We start from the raw sequence: 23,477 nt of genomic DNA on the forward strand, positions 1-23,477 counted from the left end.
CCATGGCGCTTCCCGACGGCGTTTCGGCGCTGATGCACGATGTCGCGGCCAACGTCCTGGTGCCGCGCTACCGCCGCCTTGCGCAAGGCGACATCGCCGAGAAGAGCCCGGGCGAGATCGTCACCAGCGTGGACCTGGCCGCGGAGCGCAGGCTCGGCGCCGGCCTCGCGGCGCTGCTGCCACAGGCCCGCATCGTCGGCGAGGAGGCTACGGCGGCGGATCCCCAATTGCTCGACGCGGTGGGGCGCGGTCTCGTCTGGCTGGTCGACCCGCTCGATGGCACCGCCAATTATGCCAACGGGCGCGGACCTTTCGGCGTCATGGTCGCATTGGTCGAAAATGGCGTGCCGCAAATGGGCTGGATCCTCGATGGGCTCGAGGGCCGGATGTGCTTTGCGCAGCGCGGCAAGGGCGCCTGGCGGGGCTATCAGCGGATCAGGTGCAGCCCCGAAGCCCGCCGGCGGCCGATTGCGGCGCTCGGCACGCACTTCCTCTCGCCCGCCGGGCGCGAACGCGTGCATGCCGCCGCGGCGCGGCATCTGGATCGCGTGCCCGTGCCGATGTGCGCCGCGGCGAGCTATGCGCGCCTGGTGGCGGGGCAGGACGACATCGCCCTGTTCCAGCGTTCGCTGCCCTGGGATCATGCCGCCGGTGCGCTGATCGTGGAAGAGGCGGGCGGGCGCGTGACGCACTGGGACCGCTCGGACTATCGCGTCGGCGGTCAGGGGAGCGGCATTCTCGCCGCGGCCAGCCCCGCCTTATGGGAGCAGGCAGCCGGCATCCTGCTCGGTCCCGCAGCGGGGCTTGCCCCCGCCATGGCCCGGGCGGCCTGACGATGCGGCTTCGGGTCCTCACGGCCAGCCTTGCCGTCGGCTGCGGCCTGATGTTCGCCGCGCCCGGCTCGGCGCAGCTTTCCTTTCCCGTCTCCTCCGCCCAGCAGCAGGCGGGGGAAGCGGGCAGGAACATGGACACGGCTACGACCGCCCAGGTTCCGGCGCCGGCCCCGGTCACGTCTTTCGAGCCCGTGAGCATCGACGGCCCGACCCAAGGCTCACCGGACGATCCAGCGAACCGAATGGCCGTGAGGGAGACCAGGCTCACGCAAGCCGCTTCCCCTGGCGAGTTCGAGAGCTTCGTCTCTGCCGTCGCGGGCAAGCCCTTGCGGCGTTTCGGCAGCGAATTGCTGGTGCCGGACGGACGCGATTTCTCCGCCCCGCCGACGGCGGCGATTCCGCCTGACTACCGCCTCAATCCTGGCGACCGGATCAGGCTGGCCCTCACGGGAGCGGTCCAGGCAACCGATCTCGAACGGACGATCGACGCCGAAGGGCGGATTTTCATCCCCCGCATCGGCCCGGTCATGGTCGGCGGCGTGCGCTATGCCGATCTGCGGGAGGTGATCGGCCGGGAAGTCTCGCGACAATATAGCAGCTTCGAGCTGCAGGTGACGGTAGCCCGGCTCGGCGGCGTGACGGTCTATGTCACGGGATTCGTCGCCTCGCCAGGCTCGTTCACGGTAGGCAGCCTTTCGACCCTGGTGAACGCCGTGCTGGCTGCGGGCGGACCGGCGCCCGGAGGCAGCTTCCGTTCGATCCAGCTGCGGCGGGGCGGGGAGCTCGTCTCCGATTTCGACCTTTACGATCTGCTGCTCAGAGGCGACCGCAGCGGGGACGCCGTCCTTCAGAACGGCGACGTGATCTTCGTCGCGCCGGCCGGCGAGCAGGTGGCGGTGACGGGAAGCGTCAATCGGGAAGCGATCTATGAGCTCGCGCCCGGCGAGACGCTGGCCGACGCGCTGCTCTATGCCGGCGGCGTAAGCACGCTCGCCGACCGCGGCCGGCTGATGGTGCTCGACTCCCTGGGGGAGAACGGCGCCGGCTGGGAGGAGATCTCCGCCGCCGACGCGCGCACGCGGCCGGTACGCCGCGGTGACGTCATCCGCGTGCTGAGCAACGCCGGCATCGCTCGCCCGCTGCAGCAGCAGTCCTTGCTCGTCACGATCAGCGGCGAGGTGGCGCGGCCGGGACGATATTTCTTCGAACCCGGTACGCGCCTCTCCGACGTGCTGGCGCGGGCAGGGGGGCTCACGGACCAGGCCTTTCCCTATGCCAGCGTCATCACGCGCGAGAGCGTGCGCGAGCAGCAGCGGGCCAGCTTCGAACGCGCGATAGAGGATGCGGAGCTGCTGCTCACCGCGCAGCCGCTCATCTCGGCGGAGCGGTCGCAAATGATCCAGCCGGCCAATATCGAGCTGATCCGCTCGGTGGTCGAGCAGATGGGCCAGCGCGAACCGACGGGGCGGCTGGTCTTCGATCTGCCCGTCGACGCCGCCGACCTGCCGGGCGAGCTCGTGCTCGAGAATAACGACACGATCCACGTTCCCCCTCGCCCGGTGACGGTGGGGGTGTTCGGCGCAGTCCCCACGCCCGCCTCTTTCGCTTACCAGGAGGGGCGGCGGATCCGCGACTTCGTCGAGCTCGCCGGCGGTATCCAGAACATGGGCGACGACGACGAGATTTTCGTCGTGCGCGCCAACGGAACCGTGCTGGCTGACGGCGAGCGAACCTTGCGGGCTTCGGCGCTGCCCGGCGACCTCGTCTTCATCCCCATCGACGCCAATCGCGGCGAGTTCTGGGCGCGCCTGCGCGACATCGTGGGCACCTTGTTCGGCGGCGTGGTGGGCGCCGCATCGATCAAGTCGCTCGCCGAATGAGCATGCGCAGGCGCATCGAGGCGACGCTCGGCCATGCGGGCAGGCGGCGCATTCTCTACGGGCTGCTCGGGGCGATGCTGGCGGTGCTGTGCCTGTTCCCGCAACCCTATGTGGCGCGCTCCAAGGTTCTCCCCCAGGACCCGGGCAGCCTCGGACTCTCGACTATGGGAGGCTTGGGCGGCGGGCTCCAGGGCTTTGCCGCTTTGCTCGGCGGCGGCAGGCAGCCGATCGACATGTACCTGGCCATCGCGCGCAGCGCCGAGGTGAGCGATGCGGTGATCGAACGGCTCGGTCTCGCCCGCCCCGAGGCCTATGGCAGCCCGCGCAACGCTCGCCTCGCTTTGTCGCGCCGGGTGGATGTCCATTCGCTCACCGGCGGGCTGATCGAGGTCGAGACGCGCAGCCACGACCCCGAGGAGGCGCAGGCCCTCACCCGGGCCTATAGCGAAGCGATCAGCGACCGCATCGTCCTGCTTGGGCAGGAAAGGACGGCGCGCAAGCGCGGCATCGTCGAGCAACGATTCGCCGAAGCCTCGGAACGCGTCGCGCGGTCGGAAGCGGCATTGGACGCCTTCCGGCGACGGAACAATCTCGCCGCGCCCGAAGTGCAGCTCGGCACCGAGATCTCGCTTCGCGCCGGGCTCCAGGCGCAATTGCAGGCCAAGCGCGTCGAGCTTCGCACGTTGAGCGGCTTCCTGGGGCCGGAAAATCCGCGCCTCCTCGCCGTCCAGTCCGAGATCGCCTCGCTTCAGTCGCAGATCGCGCGTGCCTCCGTCCCGGGCCGCGACGCATCGGGGCCGAACGTCGCCGGCCTTTCCGGTATTTCCAGCGACTATCTCAATCTCTACCGCGACTACCGCTTCGCCCAGGCGCTCTACGAGGTCTATGCCCGCGCGAACGAGGAGGTCGCGGTCGAGGCGCTCGCGGGAGAGACGGCCTCGGACGTGCAGGTGATCGAGGCGGCTCGGCTCGATGCCGATCGCAAGGTCAACATCCCCGCCGTCGGCGCGCTCGCCTTGCTCCTCCTCCTCGCCGCCTTCACCGAAATCTACGCGCCTGCGACGGGGATCCGCCTGCGGCTCCTGTCTCGTGGGGACGAACCGGCATGACGCGCCCCGAACTCTCCATCGTCATCCCCTGCTACAACGAGGCGGAGAATGTCCGCCGCATCTGCGCGGCGGTGACCGCGGAGGCCGAGAAGGCGTCAGCCTCTCACGAGATCGTCCTGATCGACAATTGCTCGACCGACGGAACGCGCGAGCTCATCCGCGCGCTGTGCGGCGAGGACCCCCGCATCCGGGCCATCTTCAACAACCGCAATTACGGCCAGATGCGCTCGCCCACCCACGGCATCTACCAGTCGGGCGGCGCGGCGGTGATCGGCATGGGCGCCGACTTCCAGGACCCGCCGGAAATGATCGCCACCTTCGTGGAGCAATGGCGTGCCGGCGCCCAGGTTGTGCTCGGCCAGCGTCGCCGCGAGCGGGCGCCGCTGCTGCTGCGTGCGGTACGCAGACTCGGCTATGCCGTGCTTTCGAGGGTGGCGGACTATCCGATCATTCCGGGCGCCACCGGCTTTGGCCTGTTCGACCGAAAGGTGGTGGAGGCGCTGGCAAGCTGGAACGAGCCCGAGCCCTTCTTTCGCGGCATGCTGGTGGAATCCGGTTTCCGCATCGCGGTGGTCCCTTTCGATCGCCCCCAGCGTAACGCGGGCGAGAGCAAGAACGACGTGCGCAGCCTGTTCGCCTTTGCCATGTCCGCGCTGTCTGGTTCCGCGCGCTCGCTGCTGCGGCTGCCGCTGTTCGTCGCGGCGCTGGTCGGAAGCCTCGCCGCGGCACTGGTTCTCGCGGCCGTGCTTGCATCCTTCCTCGATGGCCCGGCCGCCATCCTGGCCTGGCTCGCCCTTGCCGCCGCTTCCCTGGCGCTGATCCTGCTTTCCATCGGCCTCGTCGCCGAGCAGGTCCGCCTGCTGGTCGAGCGTAGCCGCAACGTGCCGCTGGTGATCGAGGAAGAGCGGATCAATTTCCCGGCAAGCGCCCGATGACTCGCGCTTCGCGCCGGATGGCGCTTTGCTTCGAGCTGGTGCTGGCGCTCGCGGTGATCGCGAGCCTCGCCGCGACGCTGCTGTTCTTCCGCGCGCGCGGCTACCTGCCGCAGCCCTTCGTGCTCGACACGAACGACACCTTCATGGACTGGTTCAACACGGCCTATTGGGCGAACAATCGCGGCATCTACGACGTCTGGCGCAGCATCTATCCGCCGCTTTCCTTCCTGTTCCTCGACCTGTTCAGCCTGCCCGGCTGCTACCTCCAATCCTCCTTCCACGCGCGCGACTGCGATTGGCTCGGGCGGGCGGCGATTGCCGCCTTCTACCTGCTGGACGTGGCGCTGCTGTGGCTGAGCTTCCGCCGTGCCGATCCGGCGACGGCGCCCATGCGGACCATCGCCATGGCGCTCGGCCTGCCGCTGCTGTTCACGCTCGAACGCGGCAATCTGATCCTCGTCTGCCTGGCTGCCTTCATCCTCGCCCACGGTCCGCTGCTGCAATCGCCTCTTTGGCGAGCGGCTGCGACGGCGATCACGATCAATTTCAAGCCCTATCTGGTGCTCCCGGTGCTGCAATTCGCGATTCGCCGCGAGTGGCGGAGGCTGGAACTGGCAGGGATCGCGACGCTCGCTTTCTATTGCCTCACTTTGGCTCTGGTGGGTTCGGGCACGCCGTCGGAAATACTTTCCAACATGGCCAATTGGGTGGAGTTCCAGAGCGGCCAGGTCTGGAACGAAATCAATTATTCGACGAGCTATGCGCCGTTCCTCAACATGCGCGACGCCCAGGTGCCGCTGCTCGAATTCGTGTCCTCGCGCACGATCGAGAATGTCGAATTCGCCGTGCCCTTGGCAATCGGCACGACGCAGGCGCTGGCGCTGGCAGCTTTGCTCGCCGCCTGGCTGCAGCCTTGCGCACTCTCGGCGACGCGCATCGCCGCGATCCTGCTGGGGGCCTATCTCGTGACGCAATCGCCTGGCGGATATACGCAGACCTTCCTGCTGTTCCTCGTCTTCCTGGAGCCGCTGCGCAGGCTCGGGCCGGCCGTGGCGGTCATCTGCGCCTATTCGCTCTGCCTGGTTGGCGACGTGCCGCTGGCGACGGTGCTGGAGATCACCAGCACGAGCTGGCTGGGCGAGCGGACGGTGAGCCCGGAATTCGGGCTGACCTGGGGCCATTTCGTTCGGCCGGGCCTCATCGTCCTCATGGTCTGGGCATTGTCGCTCGACGCGATTGCCGAATCGGCGCGGGCGCATTTGCGGCAACGCCCGAGCCTGGACCTCGCGCCGGCATGATCGTCGACCAGGATATCGAGGCGGCGGTGGCCGCCCTCGCGCCCGTCTGGCCATGGCTCGATGGCGCACGCATCTTCATGACCGGCGGCACCGGCTTCATCGGTCGATGGATGCTGGAAGTGCTCGCTCGCGCCCCCACCGATGTGGAGATGGTGCTGCTGAGTCGCGATCCGCGCGCCTTCGAACGGCGGGCGCCGCATCTGGCGCGGCGCGTCACTTTCGTCGCAGGCGACATTGCCAACCTCGCTTTCTCCGGTGGGCGGTTCACCGACGTGATCCACGGCGCCACCGACGCGAGCGCGGCTTTGACGGCGCGCGATCCGCGGCTCATGTTCGATACGATAGCCACCGGAACCCGCCGCGCTCTCGACTTTGCGCTCGGCTGCGGCGCGCGGCGGTTCCTCTTCATGAGCTCGGGCGCGGTGTACGGCGTGCAGCCCGCAAGCCTGTCGCACGTCGGCGAGGATTGGATGGGTGGGCCCGATCTGCGCGACCCCAAATCCGCCTACGCGGAAGGGAAGCGCGCGGCCGAGACGCTTTGCGCGATCTACGGGCACCAGTTCGGCCTCGACGTCGTCACCGCGCGCATCTTCGCGCTGCTCGGGCCCATGCTGCCGCTCGACACGCACTTCGCCGCCGGGAACTTCATCCGCGATGCGATGGCGGGGCGCCGCATCCGTATCGAGAGCAGCGGCCGTGCCGTGCGCTCCTACCTCTATGCCGCCGACCTCGCCGTCTGGCTGTGGACCATGCTCGCCGCTGCCGCCCCGGGCGCGGTGTACAATTGCGGCTCGGAGGAGGCCGTGTCGCTGGTCGCCTTGGCCGAGCGCATCTCGTCGCTTCTCGGCGGGCCCGGTGTCGACGTGATGGGCGCCGCCGATGTCGGATGGAATCCCGGCCGCTTCGTCCCGTCGACCGAAGCGATCCGCCGAGACCTCGGCGTCGCCGTCACCGTGCCGCTGGACGAGGCGATCCGGCGCACCGCTTTTGCCAGTGGAGAAAACAGATGCCCCGCGTGAAGCTTTCCGACTGGGTCGCCGATCAGCTCGTGGCGCACGGCATCCGCGACGTCTTCATGCTCACCGGCGGCGGGGCGATGCACCTCAACCACTCCCTTGGGAGGCATGAGGCGCTCCGGACCACCTTCACCCATCATGAGCAGGCGCTCGCCATCGCGGCCGAGGCCTATTACCGGCTGACCAATCGCCTTGCCGTGGTGAATGTCACGTCGGGCCCGGGCGGCACCAATGCCATCACCGGCGTCTATGGCGCCTTCGTCGATTCGGTCGGCATGCTGGTCATCTCGGGCCAGGTGAAGCGTGAAACCACGGTGCGTAGTACCGGCCTGCCGCTGCGGCAATTTGGCGATCAGGAGCTCGACATAGAGCCGATCGTGCGGCCAATCACCAAATATGCGGCCATGGTGAACGACCCGCTTTCGATCGCCTTTCACCTCGGCAAGGCCATCTATCTGGCGAAGAGCGGACGCCCCGGACCGGTCTGGCTGGACATCCCGCTCGACGTGCAGGCGGCGATGATCGACCCCGAAGACCTCCTTCCCGGATTCGATCCCGCCGAGCTCGAGGAGCCCTGGCGCCAGACCGATCTTCCGGGCACCGCACGCACGATCCTGGCCAGGGTCGCCGCCGCCGAGCGACCCGTCGTCTTCGCCGGCAGCGGTGTCCGCCTCAGCGGCGCTCATGATGCCTTCCTCCGCCTCATCGACAGGCTGGGCGTGCCCGTCGTTACCGGCTGGAACGCGCATGACGCGCTGTGGACCGACCACCCGCTCAATTGCGGCAAGCCCGGCACCGTGGGCGACCGCGGCGGGAACATGGTGACCCAGAGCGCGGACCTGCTGCTCGTGCTCGGCAGCCGTCTGAACATCCGGCAGGTGAGCTACAACTGGAGCAGCTTCGCGCGAGCGGCCTACAAGATCTGGGTTGATATCGACCCAGTGGAGCTGTCGAAGCCGAATGTCCGGCCGGACATGCCCGTGGTCGCCGATCTTGCCGGGCTGATCCCCGCTTTGCTCGAGGCGCCTTATGGCGGCCCCACGCCGCAGCACGGTGAATGGCTCGCATGGTCGCGCGAGAGGTCGCGGTGCTTCCCGGCGGTGCTGCCGGAATATGGCGACCATGGCCCGCTGGTTCATCCCTATGTCGCCATGGACGCACTGTTCCGTGGCCTTGGCGACAGCGACGTCGTGGTCACGGGCAATGGCAGCGCCTGCGTGGTCGGCTTTCAGGCCGCGCACCTCCGGCGCGGGCAGCGTCTGTGGACCAACTCGGGCTGCGCCACGATGGGCTACGACCTGCCGGCCGCAATCGGCGTCTGTGCGGCTCTGGGGCCACGCAAGCGCGTCATCTGCGTCACTGGCGATGGCAGCATCATGATGAACCTCCAGGAACTGCAGACCATCGCCGGCAACCGCCTGCCGGTGAAGATCTTCCTCATCAACAATTCGGGCTATGCCTCGATCTTCCAGACCCATCGCAACTTCTTCGGCGGGGTGGAGGTCGGCGGGGGGCCGAAGAGCAACGTCACCTTCCCCGAATTCCGCCGCGTCGCCGCCGCCTTCGGTCTGGCCTATTCGGCGGCCCATTCGCACGCCGAGCTGGCCGATGCGATCGCCGCCGCGCTCGATGCCGACGGCCCGGCGATCTGCGAGCTATTCGCCGACGAGAACGTGCCTTTCGCCCCGAAGCTGGGGGCCAAGGCGCATCCCGACGGGCGGATCACCTCGCCCGCTCTCGAAGATCTTTCTCCCTTCCTTCCGCGCGAGGTGCTGCAGGCGAATATGCGCATCCCGCTGATGGACGAGCCGTGACGGGGGGCAGGGTCATGGTCCGCCCGATCCGCTTCCTCGCCGCCGGTGTGGTGAACACAGCCTTCGGTCTCGCTTTCTATCCGCTGCTGGTCTGGAACGTCCCCTTCCTGCACCGTCACTATCTGCTGGCGCTGGCGATCGCCCAGGCCGTGTGCCTGGTCTTCGCCTATCTCACCTACAAGCTGGGCGTGTTCCGCACGCGCGGCCGCGTGGCGCAGGAATTCGGCGCCTTTTCGGCCTTCTACATCGCCAATTACGCAGCCAACTGGCTGACGCTGCCCGTGCTGGTGGAACTCGCAGGCATCCAGCCGGTCGTCGCGCAGACAGCGTTCACCGGTGTGCTGATCGTCGGAAGCTGGTTCTGGCACAGCCGCGTGACCTTCCGCGTGGCGGGGGAGCGGTCATGACCGGTGCAGCTGTCGATCATCGCGGTTGCCCGGCTTGCGGCGATGAGCGCGGGCGCATCGCGGTCGCCAGCGATCCTGCGGCGGAGACTCTCGCGGCGGGCCAGCTTCACCCGTTCTGGTCGGGACTGAGCAGGAACAAGGTCTTCTTTTCCTATCGCCGCTGCGATGGCTGCGGATTGCTTTACAATCCGCTCTATTTCTCCGCTGCCATGCTTGCGGGGCTCTACGCCGATCTCGAGCCGAATATGGACATGGTTCCGCGCGAGATGGTGCAAGCGACGCAGCGCGGCTATTTCGAAGCCGCCGCCGCGGCGGGAGAGCTTTCAGGCGGCTATCTCGAGATCGGACCGGATGTCGGTCATGTGGTCGCAGAGGCTGCCGCGCGTGGCGACTTCGAGCATTTCTGGCTCTACGAACCGAACGGGAGCGTGCATCACCTGCTGGCCGAGGCCGCAAGGGGGAGGCCGGCGACGATCATCTGCGAGATGCAGGATCTGTCCGGCGTCCCCGACGGATCGGTCGGGCTGGCGATGATGATCCATGTGCTGGATCACATGATCGATCCGCTCGCCGCGGCCCGGCAGATCGTCCGCAAGCTTCGTCCCGGCGGGATGCTGGTGATCGTGACCCACAACGAGGCCTCGTTCCTGCGCCGGATGCTGGGGAAAAGATGGCCGCCTTTCTGCCTGCAGCATCCCCAGCTCTTCAACCCCCGGACCATGCGCAGCCTGCTCGGCTGGGCCGGCTATGAGAGGATCGAGGTCGTCGCCTGCCAGAATGTCTTTCCGAGCGACTTCCTGCTCCGCCAGGCGGCGCAGGCGGCGGGGCTGAGGCTCGACGGCCTGCCGCTTCCTTCTATCCCGCTGCGCCTGCGCCTCGGCAACATGCTGACGCTGGCCCGCTCGCCCCTCCTCTCGAGCTACGCTGCGATCGAAGCGCGCGAGCGCGCGCTGGAGCGCGCCTGATATTCGCCGATCTGCCCAAGCGTCACCGCCCGCGCATCCTGTCCGGCGGCGACCGCCTTGTGCCAGGCGACGATCCAGTCGAGCGCTTCGGCGAGCGGCAGGACCGGGCGCCAGCGGAGCGCCGTCCGGGCCTTGGAGCAATCGAGCCGCAGCAGCCCCGCCTCGTGCGGTTGTGGCGTGTTGTCGCCGACCGCCTCGGGCGCGCCGCCCCAGGCCGCGCGCATGCGCTCCAGGATCCACGATACGGGCCGGGCGTCTTCGTCCGACGGACCGAAATTCCAGCCGTCGGCAAAGGTGCGTTCCCCCGCCAGCAGCCGCTCGGCGAGCAGCACATAGCCGCCCAGTGCCTCGAGCACGTGCTGCCAGGGGCGGACCGATGCGGGCGAGCGGATGAGCGGCGACGCGCCCTGTTCGAAGGCGCGGACGAGATCGGGGACGAGACGATCCGTCGCCCAGTCGCCGCCGCCAATCACATTGCCCGCCCGCACCGACGCGAGCAGCGGGCCGGTTTCGGCGAAAAAGGACCGGCGCCAGGCCGAGATGACCAGCTCGGCGCAGCCCTTGCTGCTCGAATAGGGATCGTGGCCGCCCATCGGATCGATCTCGCGATAGGGCCAGTCCCATTCGCGATTTTCATAACATTTGTCGCTGGTCACCGCGACGACCGCCTTGATGCCGGGCACGCGGCGCGCGGCTTCCAGCACATGCACCGTGCCCAGCACGTTCGTCGCGTAGGTCTCCACCGGCTCGCTGTAGGAGTGGCGCACCAGCGGTTGGGCGGCCAGATGGAACACGATGTCCGGGCGGGCCCGTTCGAAGGCCTCGACCACCGCGCCGAGATCGCGCACATCGCCCTCGACATGGTGGAGCCCCTGTTCGATACGCGCTGCCTCGAACAGGCTCGGCCGGGTCGGCGGGGGGAGCGCGAAGCCGGTGAGCCTGGCGCCCATCGCGCCCAGCCACAAGGACAGCCAGCTTCCCTTGAAGCCGGTATGGCCGGTGATGAGGACCCGGCGGTCCGCCCAGGACGCGCTCACCAGCGCTTCCACGGCGCATTGCCGGAGTTCCACAGCTCCTCGAGATGCTGCTTGTCGCGCAGCGTATCCATCGGCTGCCAGAAGCCGTCATGCCGATAGGCCCTGAGCTCGCCGCTGCTGGCGAGCCGCTCGAGCGGCTGCGCTTCCCACGGCGTTTCGGGGCCGTCGACGAGGTCGAGCACCGAAGGATCGGCGACGAAGAAGCCGCCATTGATCCGGCCGCCCTCCTGGTCGGGCTTTTCGCGAAAGCCTGTCACCCGATCGTTCTCTGTGGTGAGCGCGCCGAAGCGCCCCGGCGGCGAAACGGAAGTGATCGTGGCGCGCGCACCATGTGTCTTATGGAAGGCGACCAGATCGGCGACGTCGATATCGGCGACGCCGTCGCCATAGGTGAAGCAGAAGGGCTCGTCCGGATCCAGATAGGGCCGTACCGCCGCCAGCCTTCCGCCGGTCATGGTCAGCGCCCCGGTTTCCACCAGCGTTATTCGCCACGGCTCGCTGCGCGCCCGATGAATCTCCATGCCGTTGCCGTTGCGAAGGTCGATCGTGACGTCGGACGTCTGCAGGTAGTAGTTTGCGAAATACTCCTTGATGACATAGCCCTTGTAGCCCAGGCAGATCACGAAGTCGTTGTATCCGCTGGCGGAATATATCTTCATGATGTGCCAGAGGATCGGCATCCCGCCGATCTCCACCATCGGCTTCGGGCGCAGGGCAGTTTCCTCGCCGATGCGGGTGCCGAGCCCGCCCGCCAGGATTACGGTTTTCATGGATCCTCCACGTCTAGGCATTCAAGGCCATGACGAAACCGTTCGACCGATTCCGTACGCGGGCTTCGTCATTTTTCGGCGAGCATGGACCGATTCTCGGCCTGCTCTGCCTCGCCGCTTTCCTGCGGCTCGACGGCATCGCATTCGGCCTGCCCGCGCTCAACGATCCGGACGAGCCGCTCTTCATGATGCTGGCCTTCGGGATGCTCGAAAGAGGCTCGCCCGATCCGCAATGGTTCGGGCATCCGGGCACGGTCACGCTCTATTGCCTGGCGCTGATCATGGGCGCCGTCGCCATGCTCGGAATCGCCAGCGGGCGCTTCGCCGGGATCGAGGAATTCGCGCAGGCCGTCTATCTCGATCCGGCTATCGTCATCCTGCCTGCGCGCCTGTTCGTCGCCGCCAACGGGGTCGCCTGCGTCTATTTGACCTATCTCGTCGGGAGACGGCTGTGGGGCAGGGGGGCGGGCCTGGTTGCCGCCTCGGTGCTGGCCGTGAATGCGGTCCATATCGGCTGGTCGCAGGTGATCCGCACGGACGTGCAGGCGAGCCTGTTCATGTTGATGTGCATTCTTGCCGCGATCCGGATCTATCGGGATGGAGGCGTGCGCAGCCATGTCGTGGCGGGGCTGTTCGCCGGGCTTGCCTGCGCCACCAAGTGGCCGGCGGCGATCGTCTTCGCAAGCCCGCTCGCGGCCTCTCTCGACCGCCTGAGGCGCGGCCGAGGCGATCGAGCAGGGCTGGGGCTCCTGCTGCTCGTGCCGGGCATGACGGTGGTTGCGGTCGCCCCCTTCCTGCTGATCAGCTACGATGTCGTGCTCCGCGATCTCGCGGGGGAAGCGCGGCCGGTGCATCCCGGCTCCACCGGCTACGGCTTTGTCGGCAATCTCGGCTGGTATCTGGCGGGCCCGCTGGCTTCGTCCTTCGGCTGGGCCGGATTGGCCCTGGCCCTTGCGGGAATTCTGGGCGCGGCGCTCAAGTCGAGGCCGTTCCTGGTTGCCGTCTGCCCCGCCTTTATCGCCTTCCTGCTGCTGATTTCGATGCAGAGCCTGGTCTGGGAGCGGTGGCTCGTACCCTTGCTCCCATTCCTGTCGCTTGGCCTGGCGTGGGCGGCGGTGCGTTGTGCTCGGCTCATGGCCGCGCCATGGCGATGGATCGCGTCCTTCACTTTGGCCCTGGCGCTGGCCGTGCCCATGCTTCAGGCCAGCCATGGACGAAGCCTCGAGCGCGGCAACGATACGCGTCAGATCGCCAGCGAATGGATCCGCGCGAATGTCCCGCCTGGATCGACGATCCTCGTCGAGCATGCCGCGCTCGATCTGATGCAGGGGCCATGGAAGATCATCTTCCCGCTCGGCTCGGCGGGCTGCGTCGATGCGCGGGAAGCGCTCGGCAACCGCATCTCCGCGAGCGAAGTCGAGGATCGTCGCCGAGGGACGCCGGTCGTCGATATCGCCCATGTCGATCCGGCAAAGATGCAGACCTGCAGCGCCGACTTTGCGGTGCTGACCCGCTTCGATCGCTACCAGGCCGAACGGCAGCGCTTCCCGTCGGAATTTGCCCGCTACCTGTCATTGACTGAATCGGGCCGATTGTTGTGGACGGTTGCGCCCCGGGAGGGCGTCGCCGGCGGGCCCGAGGTGAGGATCCTGGCGCTGGGCCGCAGGGCGGCCAGCCCGTCTCGCTCCAGCAGCTGATACGACAGCCGGTGCGCAGGCTCGGTGAGGCCGTCGCATGACCGGGTCGGGCGACGACGTTCGGCGACGGCTGCACGACGTCTGGCAACAACGGACGAGACGCGTGCGCGAAAGCCGACGCGCAGAAGACCTTGCGCGGAGGCTGGAGAGCGATGGCATGCGCCGAGGTCCCTCGCTGCCGACGAGGATTGCCGTCGTCCGGCGTGGGGCGATCGTCGAAAGGGCGCCGTTGACGCCCTTCTGAGCCCACCGTGGCGTGTTCGATCCGGCGGCCTTGCCGCCGTTCGTCCGGTGGTTGCGCCGCGGCCAAGCATGCCTGCCGCCTGTGCCGCGACACAGGGTCCGGCGCCGGATTCGCCGAACAGGCATGCGGTGCGGCGGAGGGGTGCTAACGCCGAATCGGTGCGATGATCGATCTAGGCGGCTTAGCCGGTGCCCTGCCGGCGCGGAGCCGCCAATGTCTCACTTGCTTGTCACGGATCCCGAGGGTCGCGGGCGTGCCGGCCGCGACTTGCCGCGGTTGCGGCCTCTCGGTCCCGAGTGCGCGACATGAGCGCCATCGAGTCCGCCGAACGCAAGCGGGCGATGCTGCGCACCGCAATGGGACCGGATATTGCCGCGGCCTTGGCCGATCCGCTGGTCGTCGAGGTCATGGTCAATCCCGACGGGCGCCTGCGCCTCGACCGGCTCGGGCAGGGGCGCTGCGACACCGGGATCGACCTCGCGGCGGCGCAGGTCGAGCGGATCATCCGGCTGGTCGCCAGCCACGCCCGCACCGAGGTCCACGGATCCGCGCCGGTGGTCAGCGCCGAGCTCCCGCCGCTCGGCGACGGCCTGGCCGGCGAGCGATTCGAAGGCGTGCTGCCACCGGTGGCGACCGGCCCCTGCTTCTCGATCCGCAAGCCCGCCGCGCGGATCTACGCGCTCCTCGATTATGTGAGCGACGGGCTGATGAGCGCATCGGCGGCGCGCCTGCTGTCGCTCGCCGTCGTCGATCGCCGCAACATCCTCGTCGCCGGCGGGACCAGCTCGGGCAAGACGACCCTGGCCAACGCGCTGCTCGCCGAGCTCGCCGCCCATGACGAGCGGGTCATCCTCATCGAGGACACGCGCGAGCTGCAATGCGCGGCTCCGGACACTGTCGCCTTGCGGACGCGGCCCGGCATTGCCTCGATGGCCGACCTCATCCGCTCCACGCTGCGGCTGCGGCCGGACCGGATCATCGTCGGCGAGGTCCGCGGCGGCGAGGCGCTCGACATGCTCAAGGCCTGGAATACCGGCCATCCCGGCGGCATCGCCACCGTCCACGCCAACAGCGCGCGCTCCGCCCTCTACCGGCTCGAGCAGCTCGTTCAGGAAGCGGTGGTCACGGTTCCACGGCGGCTCGTCGCCGACGCCGTCGACGTCATCGTCTTCATCGAGGGGCGCGGCGGCGATCGCCGGATCGGTGCGATCGAGGGTGTCGAGGGGCTGGATGCCTCCGGCGACTATGCGCTGCGCCCGCTCGGCCCGGACCCGACCCAGATCGAGGAGAATGGCTCATGATCCGCATCTCGTCCCTGCGTGCCCGCACCGCCGCGGGCGCGCTCGTCCTTGCCGCCGCCCTCCTGGGCGTCCGGGCGCAGGCGGCCGGCTCGGGAATGCCTGGGAGGAGCCGCTCCAGCAGGTGCTGGAATCGGTGCAGGGGCCGGTCGCCAAGATCATCGCGGTGATCATCATCATCGTCACCGGGCTCACCCTGGCGTTCGGGGAGACCGCCGGGGGCTTCCGGCGACTGATCCAGATCATCTTCGGCCTGTCGATCGCCTTTGCGGCCTCCTCCTTCTTTCTCTCCTTCTTCAGCTTCGGCGGCGGGGCCCTGATCTCGTGAGCGCGGCCTTTCAGAATATCGAGGGGTTCGAGGCGCCGATCCACCGTGCTTTGGTCGAGCCGATCCTGCTCGGCGGGGCGCCGCGGACGATCGCGATCGTCAACGGGACGGTGGCGGCCGCGCTCGGGCTCGGGCTGCAGCAGTGGATCGCCGGCCTCGTCATCTGGGCGGTCGGGCACTCGCTCGCCGTGGTCGCGGCGAAACGAGACCCGGACTTCGCCGCGGTGCTCGCGCGTCACCTGCGCCAGCGGGGGCATCTCTCATGCTGAAGATCGGCGAATATCGCCAGCGCGCCGATCGGCTGGCCGATCACCTGCCCTGGGCGGCCCTCGTCGCCCCGGGGGTGGTGCTCAACAAGGATGGCAGCTTCATGCGCGTGCTCCGGTTCCGGGGGCCGGACCTCGAAAGCGCGACCGAGGCCGAGCTGGTCGCGACCGCGGCGCGGGTCAACAATGTCCTGCGGCGGTTCGGCTCGGGCTGGGCCTTGTTCTTCGATGCCGAGCGACTGGAGGCGCTCGGCTACCCCGAAAGCCCGTTCCCGGATGCCGCCTCGTGGCTCGTCGACAAGGAGCGCCAGGCGAGTTTCGAGGGTGAGCGGGAGCATTATGAAAGCCGCTATCATCTGTGTCTTGTCTGGCTGCCGCCGGCGGACACGCAGGCCACGGCCGAGCGCGCGCTGGTCGAGCGGCCGTCGGGCGAGGGCGGTCGCGACTGGCGCGAGTCACTTGCCTCATTCGTCGCGGAGACGAACCGCGCCTTCGACCTGCTGTCAGACCTCATGCCAGAAGTCAGGCCCCTCGACGACGAGGAGACGCTCACCTTCCTCCACGGGACGGTTTCCGCAAGGCGGCACCGCGTCGCCGTTCCCGAAACGCCCATCTACCTGGACGCACTGCTCGCCGACACGCCCCTCACGGGCGGCCTGGAGCCGATGCTGGGGGAGCAGCATCTTCGAACGCTCACCGTCCTCGGCTTTCCCGGCATGAGCCGTCCCGGCATCCTCGATGCCCTCAATCACCAGGATCTCGGCTACCGCTGGGTCACGCGCTTCATCGCCCTGGACAAGGCCGAGGCGACGCGGGCGCTCACCAGGCTGCGGCGGCAATGGTTCAACAAGCGCAAGTCGGTGACCGCCCTCCTGCGCGAGGTGATGTACAACCAGCCGGTCCAGCTGCTCGACAGCGATGCGGACAACAAGGTGGCTGACGCCGATCTCGCGCTCCAGGCGCTCGGGCAGGACTATGTCTCGTTCGGCTATCTCACCACCACCATCACCGTCGCGGATGCCTCAGCCGGCCGCGCCGACGAGAAGGTGAGGGCGGTCGAGCGTATCGTGAACGGGCTCGGCTTCACCTGCATGCGCGAGCGCCTGAACGCCGTCGAGGCCTGGCTGTCGAGCCTTCCGGGCCATCTTTACGCCAACGTGCGTCAGCCGCTCGTCCACACGCTCAACCTGGCGCATCTGATGCCGCTATCCTCGGTCTGGGCGGGGCCACCACGCAACGGCCATCTGGGCGGGCCGCCTCTGCTCTTCGCCCAGACCAGCGGCTCCACGCCGTTCCGGCTGTCGACCCATGTCGGCGACGTCGGACACATGCTCGTGGTCGGCCCGACCGGTGCTGGCAAGTCTGTGCTGCTCGCGCTGCTGGCGATGCAGTTCCGGCGCTACGAGAAGGCGCGCATCATCCTGTTCGACAAGGGCTGGTCGGCGCGCGCGGCGGTGCTCGCCATGGGCGGTACCCACCACGCGCTCGGTGCGGGCGCGGAGGCAGGAGAGGGGAGCCTATCCTTCCAGCCGCTGCGGCGGATCGACGAGATCGCGCAGCGCAGCTGGGCCGCCGAATGGATCTCGGCCCTCCTCGAACATGAAAAGGTGGCGGTCACGCCCGAGGTCAAGGATGCGGTCTGGTCGGCGCTGGGAAGCCTGGCTTCGGCGCCGGCCGAGGAACGAACGCTCACCGGACTTTCGCTCCTCCTGCAGTCGAACGCGCTCAAGGCTGCCCTCCTTCCCTACACGCTCGAAGGACCGTTCGGGGCGCTGCTCGACGCCGCCGAGGACCGGCTCGCTCTGGCCGACGTCCAGTGCTTCGAGACCGAGACCCTGATGGGCCAGCCTGGTGCGGTCTTCCCGGTCCTCACCTACCTCTTCCACCGCCTCGATGAGCGCTTCGACGGCAGGCCGACCTTGCTGCTGCTCGACGAGGCGTGGGTCTTCCTCGACAATCCCTTGTTCGCCGCGCGCATCCGCGAATGGCTGAAAGTGCTGCGCAAGAAGAATGTGGCGGTGCTGTTCGCGACCCAGTCGCTCGCCGACATCGCGGACAGCAGCATCGCGCCGGCGATCATCGAGAGCTGCCCGCAGCGCATCTTCCTGCCGAACGATCGCGCGGTCGAGCCGCAGCAGCGCGCCGCCTATGAGCGGTTCGGGCTCAATGCGCGCCAGGTCGAGCTGATCGCGCGCTCGACCCCGAAGCGGGACTATTACCTGCAGTCGCAGCGCGGCAACCGCCTGTTCGATCTCGGCCTCGGCCGCATCGCGCTCGCCTTCTGCGGCGCCTCCGATCCGGCCGCCCAGCGGCGGATCGACCGGCTCCTCGCCGAGCAAGGCGAGGCCGGCTTCGCCCGCCACTGGCTGGAGGCCTGCGGGCTCGACTGGGCCGCCGCCGCGCTCGACGATTTTCCCGCCCCCTTTGCCCCCGAAGGAGACCTGCCATGAAGAAAGTGCTGATGACGCTTGCGCTGGGCGCGGCCGCGCCGCTGGCGCTGACCCTGCCCGCCGCACAGGCAGCGGCGATTCCCGTGTTCGACGCGACCAACTATGCCCAGAATCTGCTCCAGGCGGCGCGCGCGCTCGAGCAGATCAACCACCAGATCCAGTCGCTCCAGAACGAGGCGGCGATGCTCCAGAACATGGCGCGCAACCTTGAGCGGATCGACTTCCCGCAGCTCGAGCGCGTCAACGCGGCGATGCAGCGGATCGACCGTTTGATGGGGCAGGCGGAAGGGATCGACTTCCGGATCGACCGCCTGGACGAGCGCATCCGCACATTGTTCCCGGGTGCCGCCGAGCGCGTGCTCGGCGGCGACCAGCGGGTCCTCGAAGCGCGGGCGCGGCTCGAGGCGGCCATGGCCGGCTACCGGCAGGCGATGGGCGTGCAGGCGCAGGTCGTCGAGAATGTCCGCGAGGACGGCGACCTTCTCGCCGAGCTCGTCGGGCGCAGCCAAAGCGCCGCTGGCGCCCTTCAGGTGAGCCAGGCCGCCAACCAGCTGCTCGCGCTCAGCATCAAGCAGCAGTTCCAGCTCCAGAATCTCATGGCGACGGAGTTTCGCGGGCAGGCGGTGGAGCGGGCGCGGCGGGCGCAGGCGGAAGCGGACGGGCGCGCCGCTACGCGGCGGTTCCTCGGGTCCGGCCACGCCTACACGCCGAGCGGCGACTGAGCCTTGGGCGAGGCGGTGCCAAGGCCGCCCGACCCGCCGCGGGGCTCCTCGTGCCCCCTGGGAGCCCCGCGGCACCATCCCCCGAGGGACATGGAACCGGCATGGACGACCTCAACGTGATCGACCGCTTCATGGCGGCGTTCATTCAATATATCGACAGCGGCTTCGGTCTGCTCGGCGGTGACGTCGCCTTCCTGACCTCCGTGCTCGTCGGAATCGACATCACTTTGGCCGGCCTGTTCTGGGCGATGGGCGGCGAGGACGACGTCATCGGCCGGTTCCTCAAGAAGATCCTCTATGTCGGCGCGTTCGCGCTGATCCTCGGATCCTTTCCAACGCTCGCCGACATCATCTTCCGCTCGTTCGCCGGGCTCGGGATCACCGCTGGGGGAGGCGGGATGACTTCCGACGACCTGCTTCGCCCCGGCTTCGTCGCCGGCACCGGGTTCGCAGCCGCCTGGCCACTGCTCGAGCAGGTCGGCGAGATGACCGGGTTCGTCGGATTCTTCGAGAATTTCCTCGCCATCGTCGTGCTGCTGATCGCCTGGCTGTTCGTGATCCTCGCCTTCTTCGTCCTGGCGATCCAGCTGTTCATCACGATCATCGAGTTCAAGCTGACCGCGCTCGCCGGCTTCGTGCTGGTGCCGTTCGCCTTGTGGAACCGGACCAGCTTCCTCGCCGAGCGCGTGCTCGGCAATGTCGTCGCCTCGGGCATCAAGGTGATGGTGCTGGCGGTGATCGTCGGCATCGGCTCGGGATTCTTCGACGAGTTCGCCGCGGCGGCGGGCGAGGAGACCGACATAAGCGAGGCAATGAGTCTCGTCCTGGCGAGCCTCGCTTTGTTCGGTCTCGGCATATTCGGACCGGCTATTGCGTCAGGCCTGGTCGCCGGAGCGCCGCAGCTCGGCGCCGGCGCCGCCGTCGGAACCACGGTCGGCGCGGCGGGTACGCTCGCGCTTGGCGCCGGAGCCGCCGTCGGCGGGGCGCGCGCGGCCGGCGGCGGCGCGATGGGCGCGCTTCGCGCCGGCACGTCGACGGGGTCGGCGGCCACTACCGCCTGGCGGCTCGGACAGGAGACGTCGGGCTCCAGGAGCATCGGGGCCGGCCTCGCCGGGGTCGGTCGCGCCGGGGCCGCCGCCGCGCGTGCGAAGATGGGTGAGGCCGCAGGGTTCGCTGCGGCCGCCGAGCGCGGCCGGCGGGCCGCCATGCTCGCCGGCGTGGCCGGACCGGGCGCGGACGTCGCGACGTCGAGCGCGGCCGGCGATGCTCCGCAATGGGCGCGGCGGCTGCGTTCCGAGCAGACCGCCCGCCATCATCGCCACGTGGCTCTCCAGGCCCTTCGCGAGGGTGACCGCGGCGGTGCCGGCGTCGCTCCCGACATCAAGGAAAGGGAGGATTGAGCGATGAAGTTCAAGCGTGCGGTGCAGCGCTACGGGCGGACGCCCGAGCCGGAGACGCCGTACCAGCGGGCGGGCCAGGTCTGGGACGAAAGGATCGGCTCCGCCCGCGCCCAGGCCCGCAACTGGCGGCTCATGGCGCTGGGCGGGCTGCTGCTCTCGAGCGCGCTTTCGGGAGGCCTGCTCTGGCAGTCGATGCAGAGCCGTGTCGTCCCCTATGTCGTCGAGGTCGACCGGCTGGGGGAGGCGCGAGCGATTGCGCCGGCTGCCGAGCATTATCGTCCCACCGATCCGCAGATCGCCTGGCATCTCGGCCGGTTCATCGGCAACGTCCGCTCGATCTCGCTCGACCCCGTGCTGATGCGGGAGAACTGGCTCTCGGCCTATGATTTCGCGACCGAACGGGCCGGCGCGTTTCTCGGCGAATATGCCCGCGCCGCCGACCCGTTCGGCCAGGTCGGGGCCCGGACGGTATCGGTGCAGGTGACGAGCGTCGTGCGCGCCTCCGACCGGTCCTTCCAGGTCAAATGGACCGAGACCGCCTATGAGCGGGGAAGCCTCGCCGGAACGTCGCGCTGGACGGCGATCCTTACCGTGGTGGTGCGATCGCCTTCCTCGGCCGAGACGCTGCGCAGGAACCCGCTCGGCCTCTATGTCGACGCGATCGACTGGTCACGCGAGCTCGACGTGCCGCCGCCGCCGGCGTCCGAACCGCGGCCGGCTTCGCCCGCCTCGCTGCCGCTGGGCTCACCGCTCGACCCGGGCCCCGGCGCGACTTCCGATTTCCAACCGACCGAAAGGGAACGCCCATGAAAACTCCCTCCCTAATCCTGTCGGCCTCCGCGCTCGGCCTGGGCGCCTGTGCCGGCCACGGCCGCGTCGAGGCCGCGCCAGTGGCCGTCGCGGTGGAATTCACCCAGGCGGTGATGGCGCCGCAGGCCGTGCTCGGGACGCAGACGCCACCACCAACCGTCCAATGGCTGTCCGGCGACGGTCCCCCGACGGCCTCGGATTCGGGTCCGGGGTGGACAAGGGGAGGGCCGGCCGCACGGATCGCCGCAGCCAATAGCACCGCCGTGCGGGAGCCGAGCCGCGACCGCTATGTGAATGCTGTCCAAATCTATCCCTGGTCGGAAGGCGCGGTCTACCGCCTGTACACGGCACCCGAGCGGGTGAGCGCGATTGCGCTTCAGCCGGGCGAGACGCTCGTCTCGGTGGCAGCCGGCGATACGGTGCGCTGGGTGATTGGCGACACGACCAGCGGCACCGGCGCGGAGCGCCGAAGCCATGTCCTGGTGAAGCCTTCAGCCGTCGGCCTTCGCACCAATCTCGTCATCACCACCGACCGGCGGGTCTATCATGTCGAGGTCGAGAGCGATGCGCGCCCGGCCATGACCGGTATCTCCTGGACCTATCCGGCCGAAGCGCTGCTGGCGTTGCGGCGCGGTGACGTCGGGGCGGCCGCGGCGACCGTCGCCGCTGGGATCGCCGTCGAGGCGCTGGATTTCGGCTACAGGATCGAAGGTGACGATCCTCCCTGGCGGCCGATCCGCGCCTTCGACGACGGACAGCAGGTCTACATCCAGTTCCCGGCGGACCTCGCCCAAAGCGAAGCGCCGCCTCTGTTCGTCAGCGGCGCGAGCGGACAGTCCGAGCTCGTCAACTACCGGCTGCGCGGCCACTATTACGTCGTCGACCGGCTGTTCGCCGCCGCCGAGCTTCGGCTCGGCGAGCGGCGCCAGCAGGTGGTACGCATCGTCCGGATGGACGTCGACGGGTCGCGCCGTCGGCGGGGGAGCTCGACATGAGCGACGCGATGCGCGGCGGAGGTCCGCCAGCCGCGCCTGCGAAGGCGGACCCCGAGGCCCTGGCGCTGCGCGGCAGCCCGCGGCCGGTGGTCAGGTTCAGGCGCGGGCTGATCATCGGCATTATCGCCTCCGGCGCGGCGCTCCTGATCACGGTCGCCTGGCTAGCCCTCGAGCCGCCGAGCTTCCGGATCTCGAGCGCAGAGGAGGAGGGCGCCGAGCCGCTCCGCAGCGGCGCTCCGGAGGCGCTCGCCGCAGCGCCGAGCAGCTATGGCGAGGTGCCGAAGCTGGGGCCGCCGCTGCCCGGTGATCTTGGCCGGCCCATCCTGGAGCATCAGCGCAGCCTCGAGGACTCGGTCCAAGCGAATGCAGCCGCCGAGGCCGAGCGAGCCCGGGCCGCCGCCGAGGCGGCGCTTCAGCGCCGCGAGGCGGCACGCGCTTCGGGTCTGCTCGTGCCGCTGAGCGGACGAACCAGGCCGGAAGCAGTGGAGTCGCCGCTCCGAAAGGAGCCCGGGTCGAGTGCGGTGAGTCCCATATCCCCGGCGCCGACGGAGGATGAACCGCCCCAGCATCACGACGCGCAAATGTCGGGCAGCGCGCCGGGAGACGCCGCAACCCATCCGATTCTTCCGGCGCCATCGCGCTGGACGCTGAGCGCCGGCACCATCATTCCGGCGAGCCTCATCACCGGCCTCAATTCGGACCTTGCGGGAACGATGATCGCCCAGGTGACCGAGCCTGTGCGCGACAGTGCCACTGGGCGCACGGTGCTGGTGCCCCAGGGAGCCCGGCTGATCGGGAGCTACGACAGCGTGGTGGCTTACGGTCAGCGCCGGGCGATGATCTTGTGGCAGCGGATCGTTCTTCCGGACGGTTCCTCGATCCGCCTCGACAATGTGCCGGCGACCGATCTTGCCGGCTATGCCGGGCTGGAGGACGAGGTCGACTTCCACACATGGCGGCTGCTCAAGGGGGTCGCGCTGTCCACCTTGCTCGGGGTCGGGACCGAGCTGAGCTTCGGCGGCGGCGAGGGCGACCTGGTGCGCGCCATCCGGGAATCGACACAGCAGAATGCGGCGAGGGCGGGCGACCAGATCACGTCTCGCAATCTCGACGTCCAGCCGACGCTGACCGTGCGGCCTGGCTGGCCGCTCAGGGCCGTGCTGCACGAGGACCTTGTCCTGCGGCCCTGGCGGGGGTGAGGGA

General features: G+C 68.8%; 20 protein-coding genes and 1 pseudogene. 19 read left to right on the forward strand and 2 right to left on the reverse strand.

Going from position 1 to position 23,477, the window contains the following annotated elements; genetic code table 11:
- Window positions 1-2 precede the first annotated feature (2 nt).
- Genes EKM57_RS18410 through EKM57_RS18450 form a run of 9 tightly spaced genes read left to right on the forward strand, consistent with a single transcriptional unit; the run spans window position 3 to window position 10,257 of the window.
- Complete coding sequence (locus EKM57_RS18410) at window positions 3-833, forward strand: inositol monophosphatase family protein (protein ID WP_129793989.1); 831 nt, start codon at window positions 3-5, stop codon at window positions 831-833.
- A 2-nt stretch (window positions 834-835) separates the two neighbouring features.
- A complete protein-coding gene (locus EKM57_RS18415; protein ID WP_243451135.1) occupies window positions 836-2,713 on the forward strand; it encodes an SLBB domain-containing protein in 1,878 nt (625 codons plus the stop codon).
- A complete protein-coding gene (locus EKM57_RS18420; protein ID WP_129793991.1) occupies window positions 2,710-3,822 on the forward strand; it encodes a capsule biosynthesis protein in 1,113 nt (370 codons plus the stop codon). Before EKM57_RS18415 ends, EKM57_RS18420 begins: the two co-directional genes overlap by 4 nt.
- Window positions 3,819-4,757 carry a glycosyltransferase family 2 protein gene (locus EKM57_RS18425; protein WP_129793992.1) on the forward strand — a complete coding sequence of 313 codons (939 nt, stop codon included), beginning with the start codon at window positions 3,819-3,821 and terminating at the stop codon, window positions 4,755-4,757. The genes EKM57_RS18420 and EKM57_RS18425 overlap by 4 nt, the downstream gene beginning before the upstream one ends.
- Window positions 4,754-6,055 carry a glycosyltransferase family 87 protein gene (locus EKM57_RS18430; RefSeq protein ID WP_129793993.1) on the forward strand — a complete coding sequence of 434 codons (1,302 nt, stop codon included), beginning with the start codon at window positions 4,754-4,756 and terminating at the stop codon, window positions 6,053-6,055. The genes EKM57_RS18425 and EKM57_RS18430 overlap by 4 nt, the downstream gene beginning before the upstream one ends.
- Window positions 6,052-7,074 carry an NAD(P)-dependent oxidoreductase gene (locus EKM57_RS18435; RefSeq protein ID WP_129793994.1) on the forward strand — a complete coding sequence of 341 codons (1,023 nt, stop codon included), beginning with the start codon at window positions 6,052-6,054 and terminating at the stop codon, window positions 7,072-7,074. Before EKM57_RS18430 ends, EKM57_RS18435 begins: the two co-directional genes overlap by 4 nt.
- On the forward strand, window positions 7,062-8,885 hold the full coding sequence (locus tag EKM57_RS18440; RefSeq protein ID WP_129793995.1) for a thiamine pyrophosphate-binding protein: 1,824 nt from the start codon (window positions 7,062-7,064) through the stop codon (window positions 8,883-8,885). Before EKM57_RS18435 ends, EKM57_RS18440 begins: the two co-directional genes overlap by 13 nt.
- Window positions 8,882-9,292, forward strand: a complete 411-nt coding sequence (locus EKM57_RS18445; protein ID WP_243451136.1) for a GtrA family protein — start codon at window positions 8,882-8,884, stop codon at window positions 9,290-9,292. Before EKM57_RS18440 ends, EKM57_RS18445 begins: the two co-directional genes overlap by 4 nt.
- Window positions 9,289-10,257 carry a class I SAM-dependent methyltransferase gene (locus EKM57_RS18450; protein WP_129793996.1) on the forward strand — a complete coding sequence of 323 codons (969 nt, stop codon included), beginning with the start codon at window positions 9,289-9,291 and terminating at the stop codon, window positions 10,255-10,257. Before EKM57_RS18445 ends, EKM57_RS18450 begins: the two co-directional genes overlap by 4 nt.
- On the opposite strand, the gene rfbG is transcribed toward EKM57_RS18450, so the two are convergent.
- Both rfbG and rfbF read right to left on the reverse strand, forming a co-directional pair.
- The gene (gene rfbG, locus EKM57_RS18455; protein WP_243451137.1) at window positions 10,212-11,294 is read right to left on the reverse strand and encodes a CDP-glucose 4,6-dehydratase; all 1,083 of its coding nucleotides are present in this window, start codon (window positions 11,292-11,294) and stop codon (window positions 10,212-10,214) included. The two genes, EKM57_RS18450 and rfbG, sit on opposite strands and share 46 nt — an antisense overlap.
- Window positions 11,291-12,064 (reverse strand): glucose-1-phosphate cytidylyltransferase, encoded by a 774-nt coding sequence (rfbF, locus tag EKM57_RS18460; protein WP_129793998.1) that lies wholly within the window; start codon window positions 12,062-12,064, stop codon window positions 11,291-11,293. The genes rfbG and rfbF overlap by 4 nt, the downstream gene beginning before the upstream one ends.
- A 29-nt stretch (window positions 12,065-12,093) precedes the next feature.
- On the opposite strand from rfbF, the gene EKM57_RS18465 reads away from it, so the two are divergent.
- The 10 genes and pseudogenes from EKM57_RS18465 (at window position 12,094) to EKM57_RS18510 (ending at window position 23,473) form a co-directional block, all read left to right on the forward strand.
- On the forward strand, window positions 12,094-13,761 hold the full coding sequence (locus EKM57_RS18465) for a glycosyltransferase family 39 protein (RefSeq protein WP_129793999.1): 1,668 nt from the start codon (window positions 12,094-12,096) through the stop codon (window positions 13,759-13,761).
- Between the two features lie 549 nt (window positions 13,762-14,310).
- Window positions 14,311-15,306, forward strand: coding sequence for a P-type conjugative transfer ATPase TrbB (gene trbB, locus EKM57_RS18470; protein ID WP_129794000.1), 996 nt, complete (start codon window positions 14,311-14,313; stop codon window positions 15,304-15,306).
- Between the two features lie 95 nt (window positions 15,307-15,401).
- Window positions 15,402-15,631 (forward strand): annotated as a pseudogene (locus tag EKM57_RS18475) (TrbC/VirB2 family protein).
- The gene (locus EKM57_RS18480) at window positions 15,628-15,900 is read left to right on the forward strand and encodes a VirB3 family type IV secretion system protein (RefSeq protein ID WP_129794001.1); all 273 of its coding nucleotides are present in this window, start codon (window positions 15,628-15,630) and stop codon (window positions 15,898-15,900) included. Before EKM57_RS18475 ends, EKM57_RS18480 begins: the two are co-directional and overlap by 4 nt.
- Window positions 15,894-18,347, forward strand: a complete 2,454-nt coding sequence (gene trbE / locus EKM57_RS18485; protein ID WP_129794002.1) for a conjugal transfer protein TrbE — start codon at window positions 15,894-15,896, stop codon at window positions 18,345-18,347. Before EKM57_RS18480 ends, trbE begins: the two co-directional genes overlap by 7 nt.
- Complete coding sequence (gene trbJ / locus EKM57_RS18490; RefSeq protein WP_129794003.1) at window positions 18,344-19,069, forward strand: P-type conjugative transfer protein TrbJ; 726 nt, start codon at window positions 18,344-18,346, stop codon at window positions 19,067-19,069. The genes trbE and trbJ overlap by 4 nt, the downstream gene beginning before the upstream one ends.
- 101 nt (window positions 19,070-19,170) lie before the next feature.
- Window positions 19,171-20,469, forward strand: a complete 1,299-nt coding sequence (gene trbL / locus EKM57_RS18495; RefSeq protein ID WP_129794004.1) for a P-type conjugative transfer protein TrbL — start codon at window positions 19,171-19,173, stop codon at window positions 20,467-20,469.
- A 3-nt stretch (window positions 20,470-20,472) separates the two neighbouring features.
- Window positions 20,473-21,279, forward strand: coding sequence for a conjugal transfer protein TrbF (trbF, locus tag EKM57_RS18500; protein WP_129794005.1), 807 nt, complete (start codon window positions 20,473-20,475; stop codon window positions 21,277-21,279).
- The gene (gene trbG / locus EKM57_RS18505; RefSeq protein ID WP_129794006.1) at window positions 21,276-22,274 is read left to right on the forward strand and encodes a P-type conjugative transfer protein TrbG; all 999 of its coding nucleotides are present in this window, start codon (window positions 21,276-21,278) and stop codon (window positions 22,272-22,274) included. The genes trbF and trbG overlap by 4 nt, the downstream gene beginning before the upstream one ends.
- Window positions 22,271-23,473: a TrbI/VirB10 family protein gene (locus EKM57_RS18510; RefSeq protein ID WP_129794007.1), complete on the forward strand. Its 1,203-nt coding sequence runs from the start codon at window positions 22,271-22,273 to the stop codon at window positions 23,471-23,473. Before trbG ends, EKM57_RS18510 begins: the two co-directional genes overlap by 4 nt.
- The last annotated feature ends 4 nt before the right edge of the window (window positions 23,474-23,477 follow it).

Source organism: Sphingosinicella sp. CPCC 101087 (assembly GCF_004151485.1).
GTDB lineage: Bacteria > Pseudomonadota > Alphaproteobacteria > Sphingomonadales > Sphingomonadaceae > Allosphingosinicella.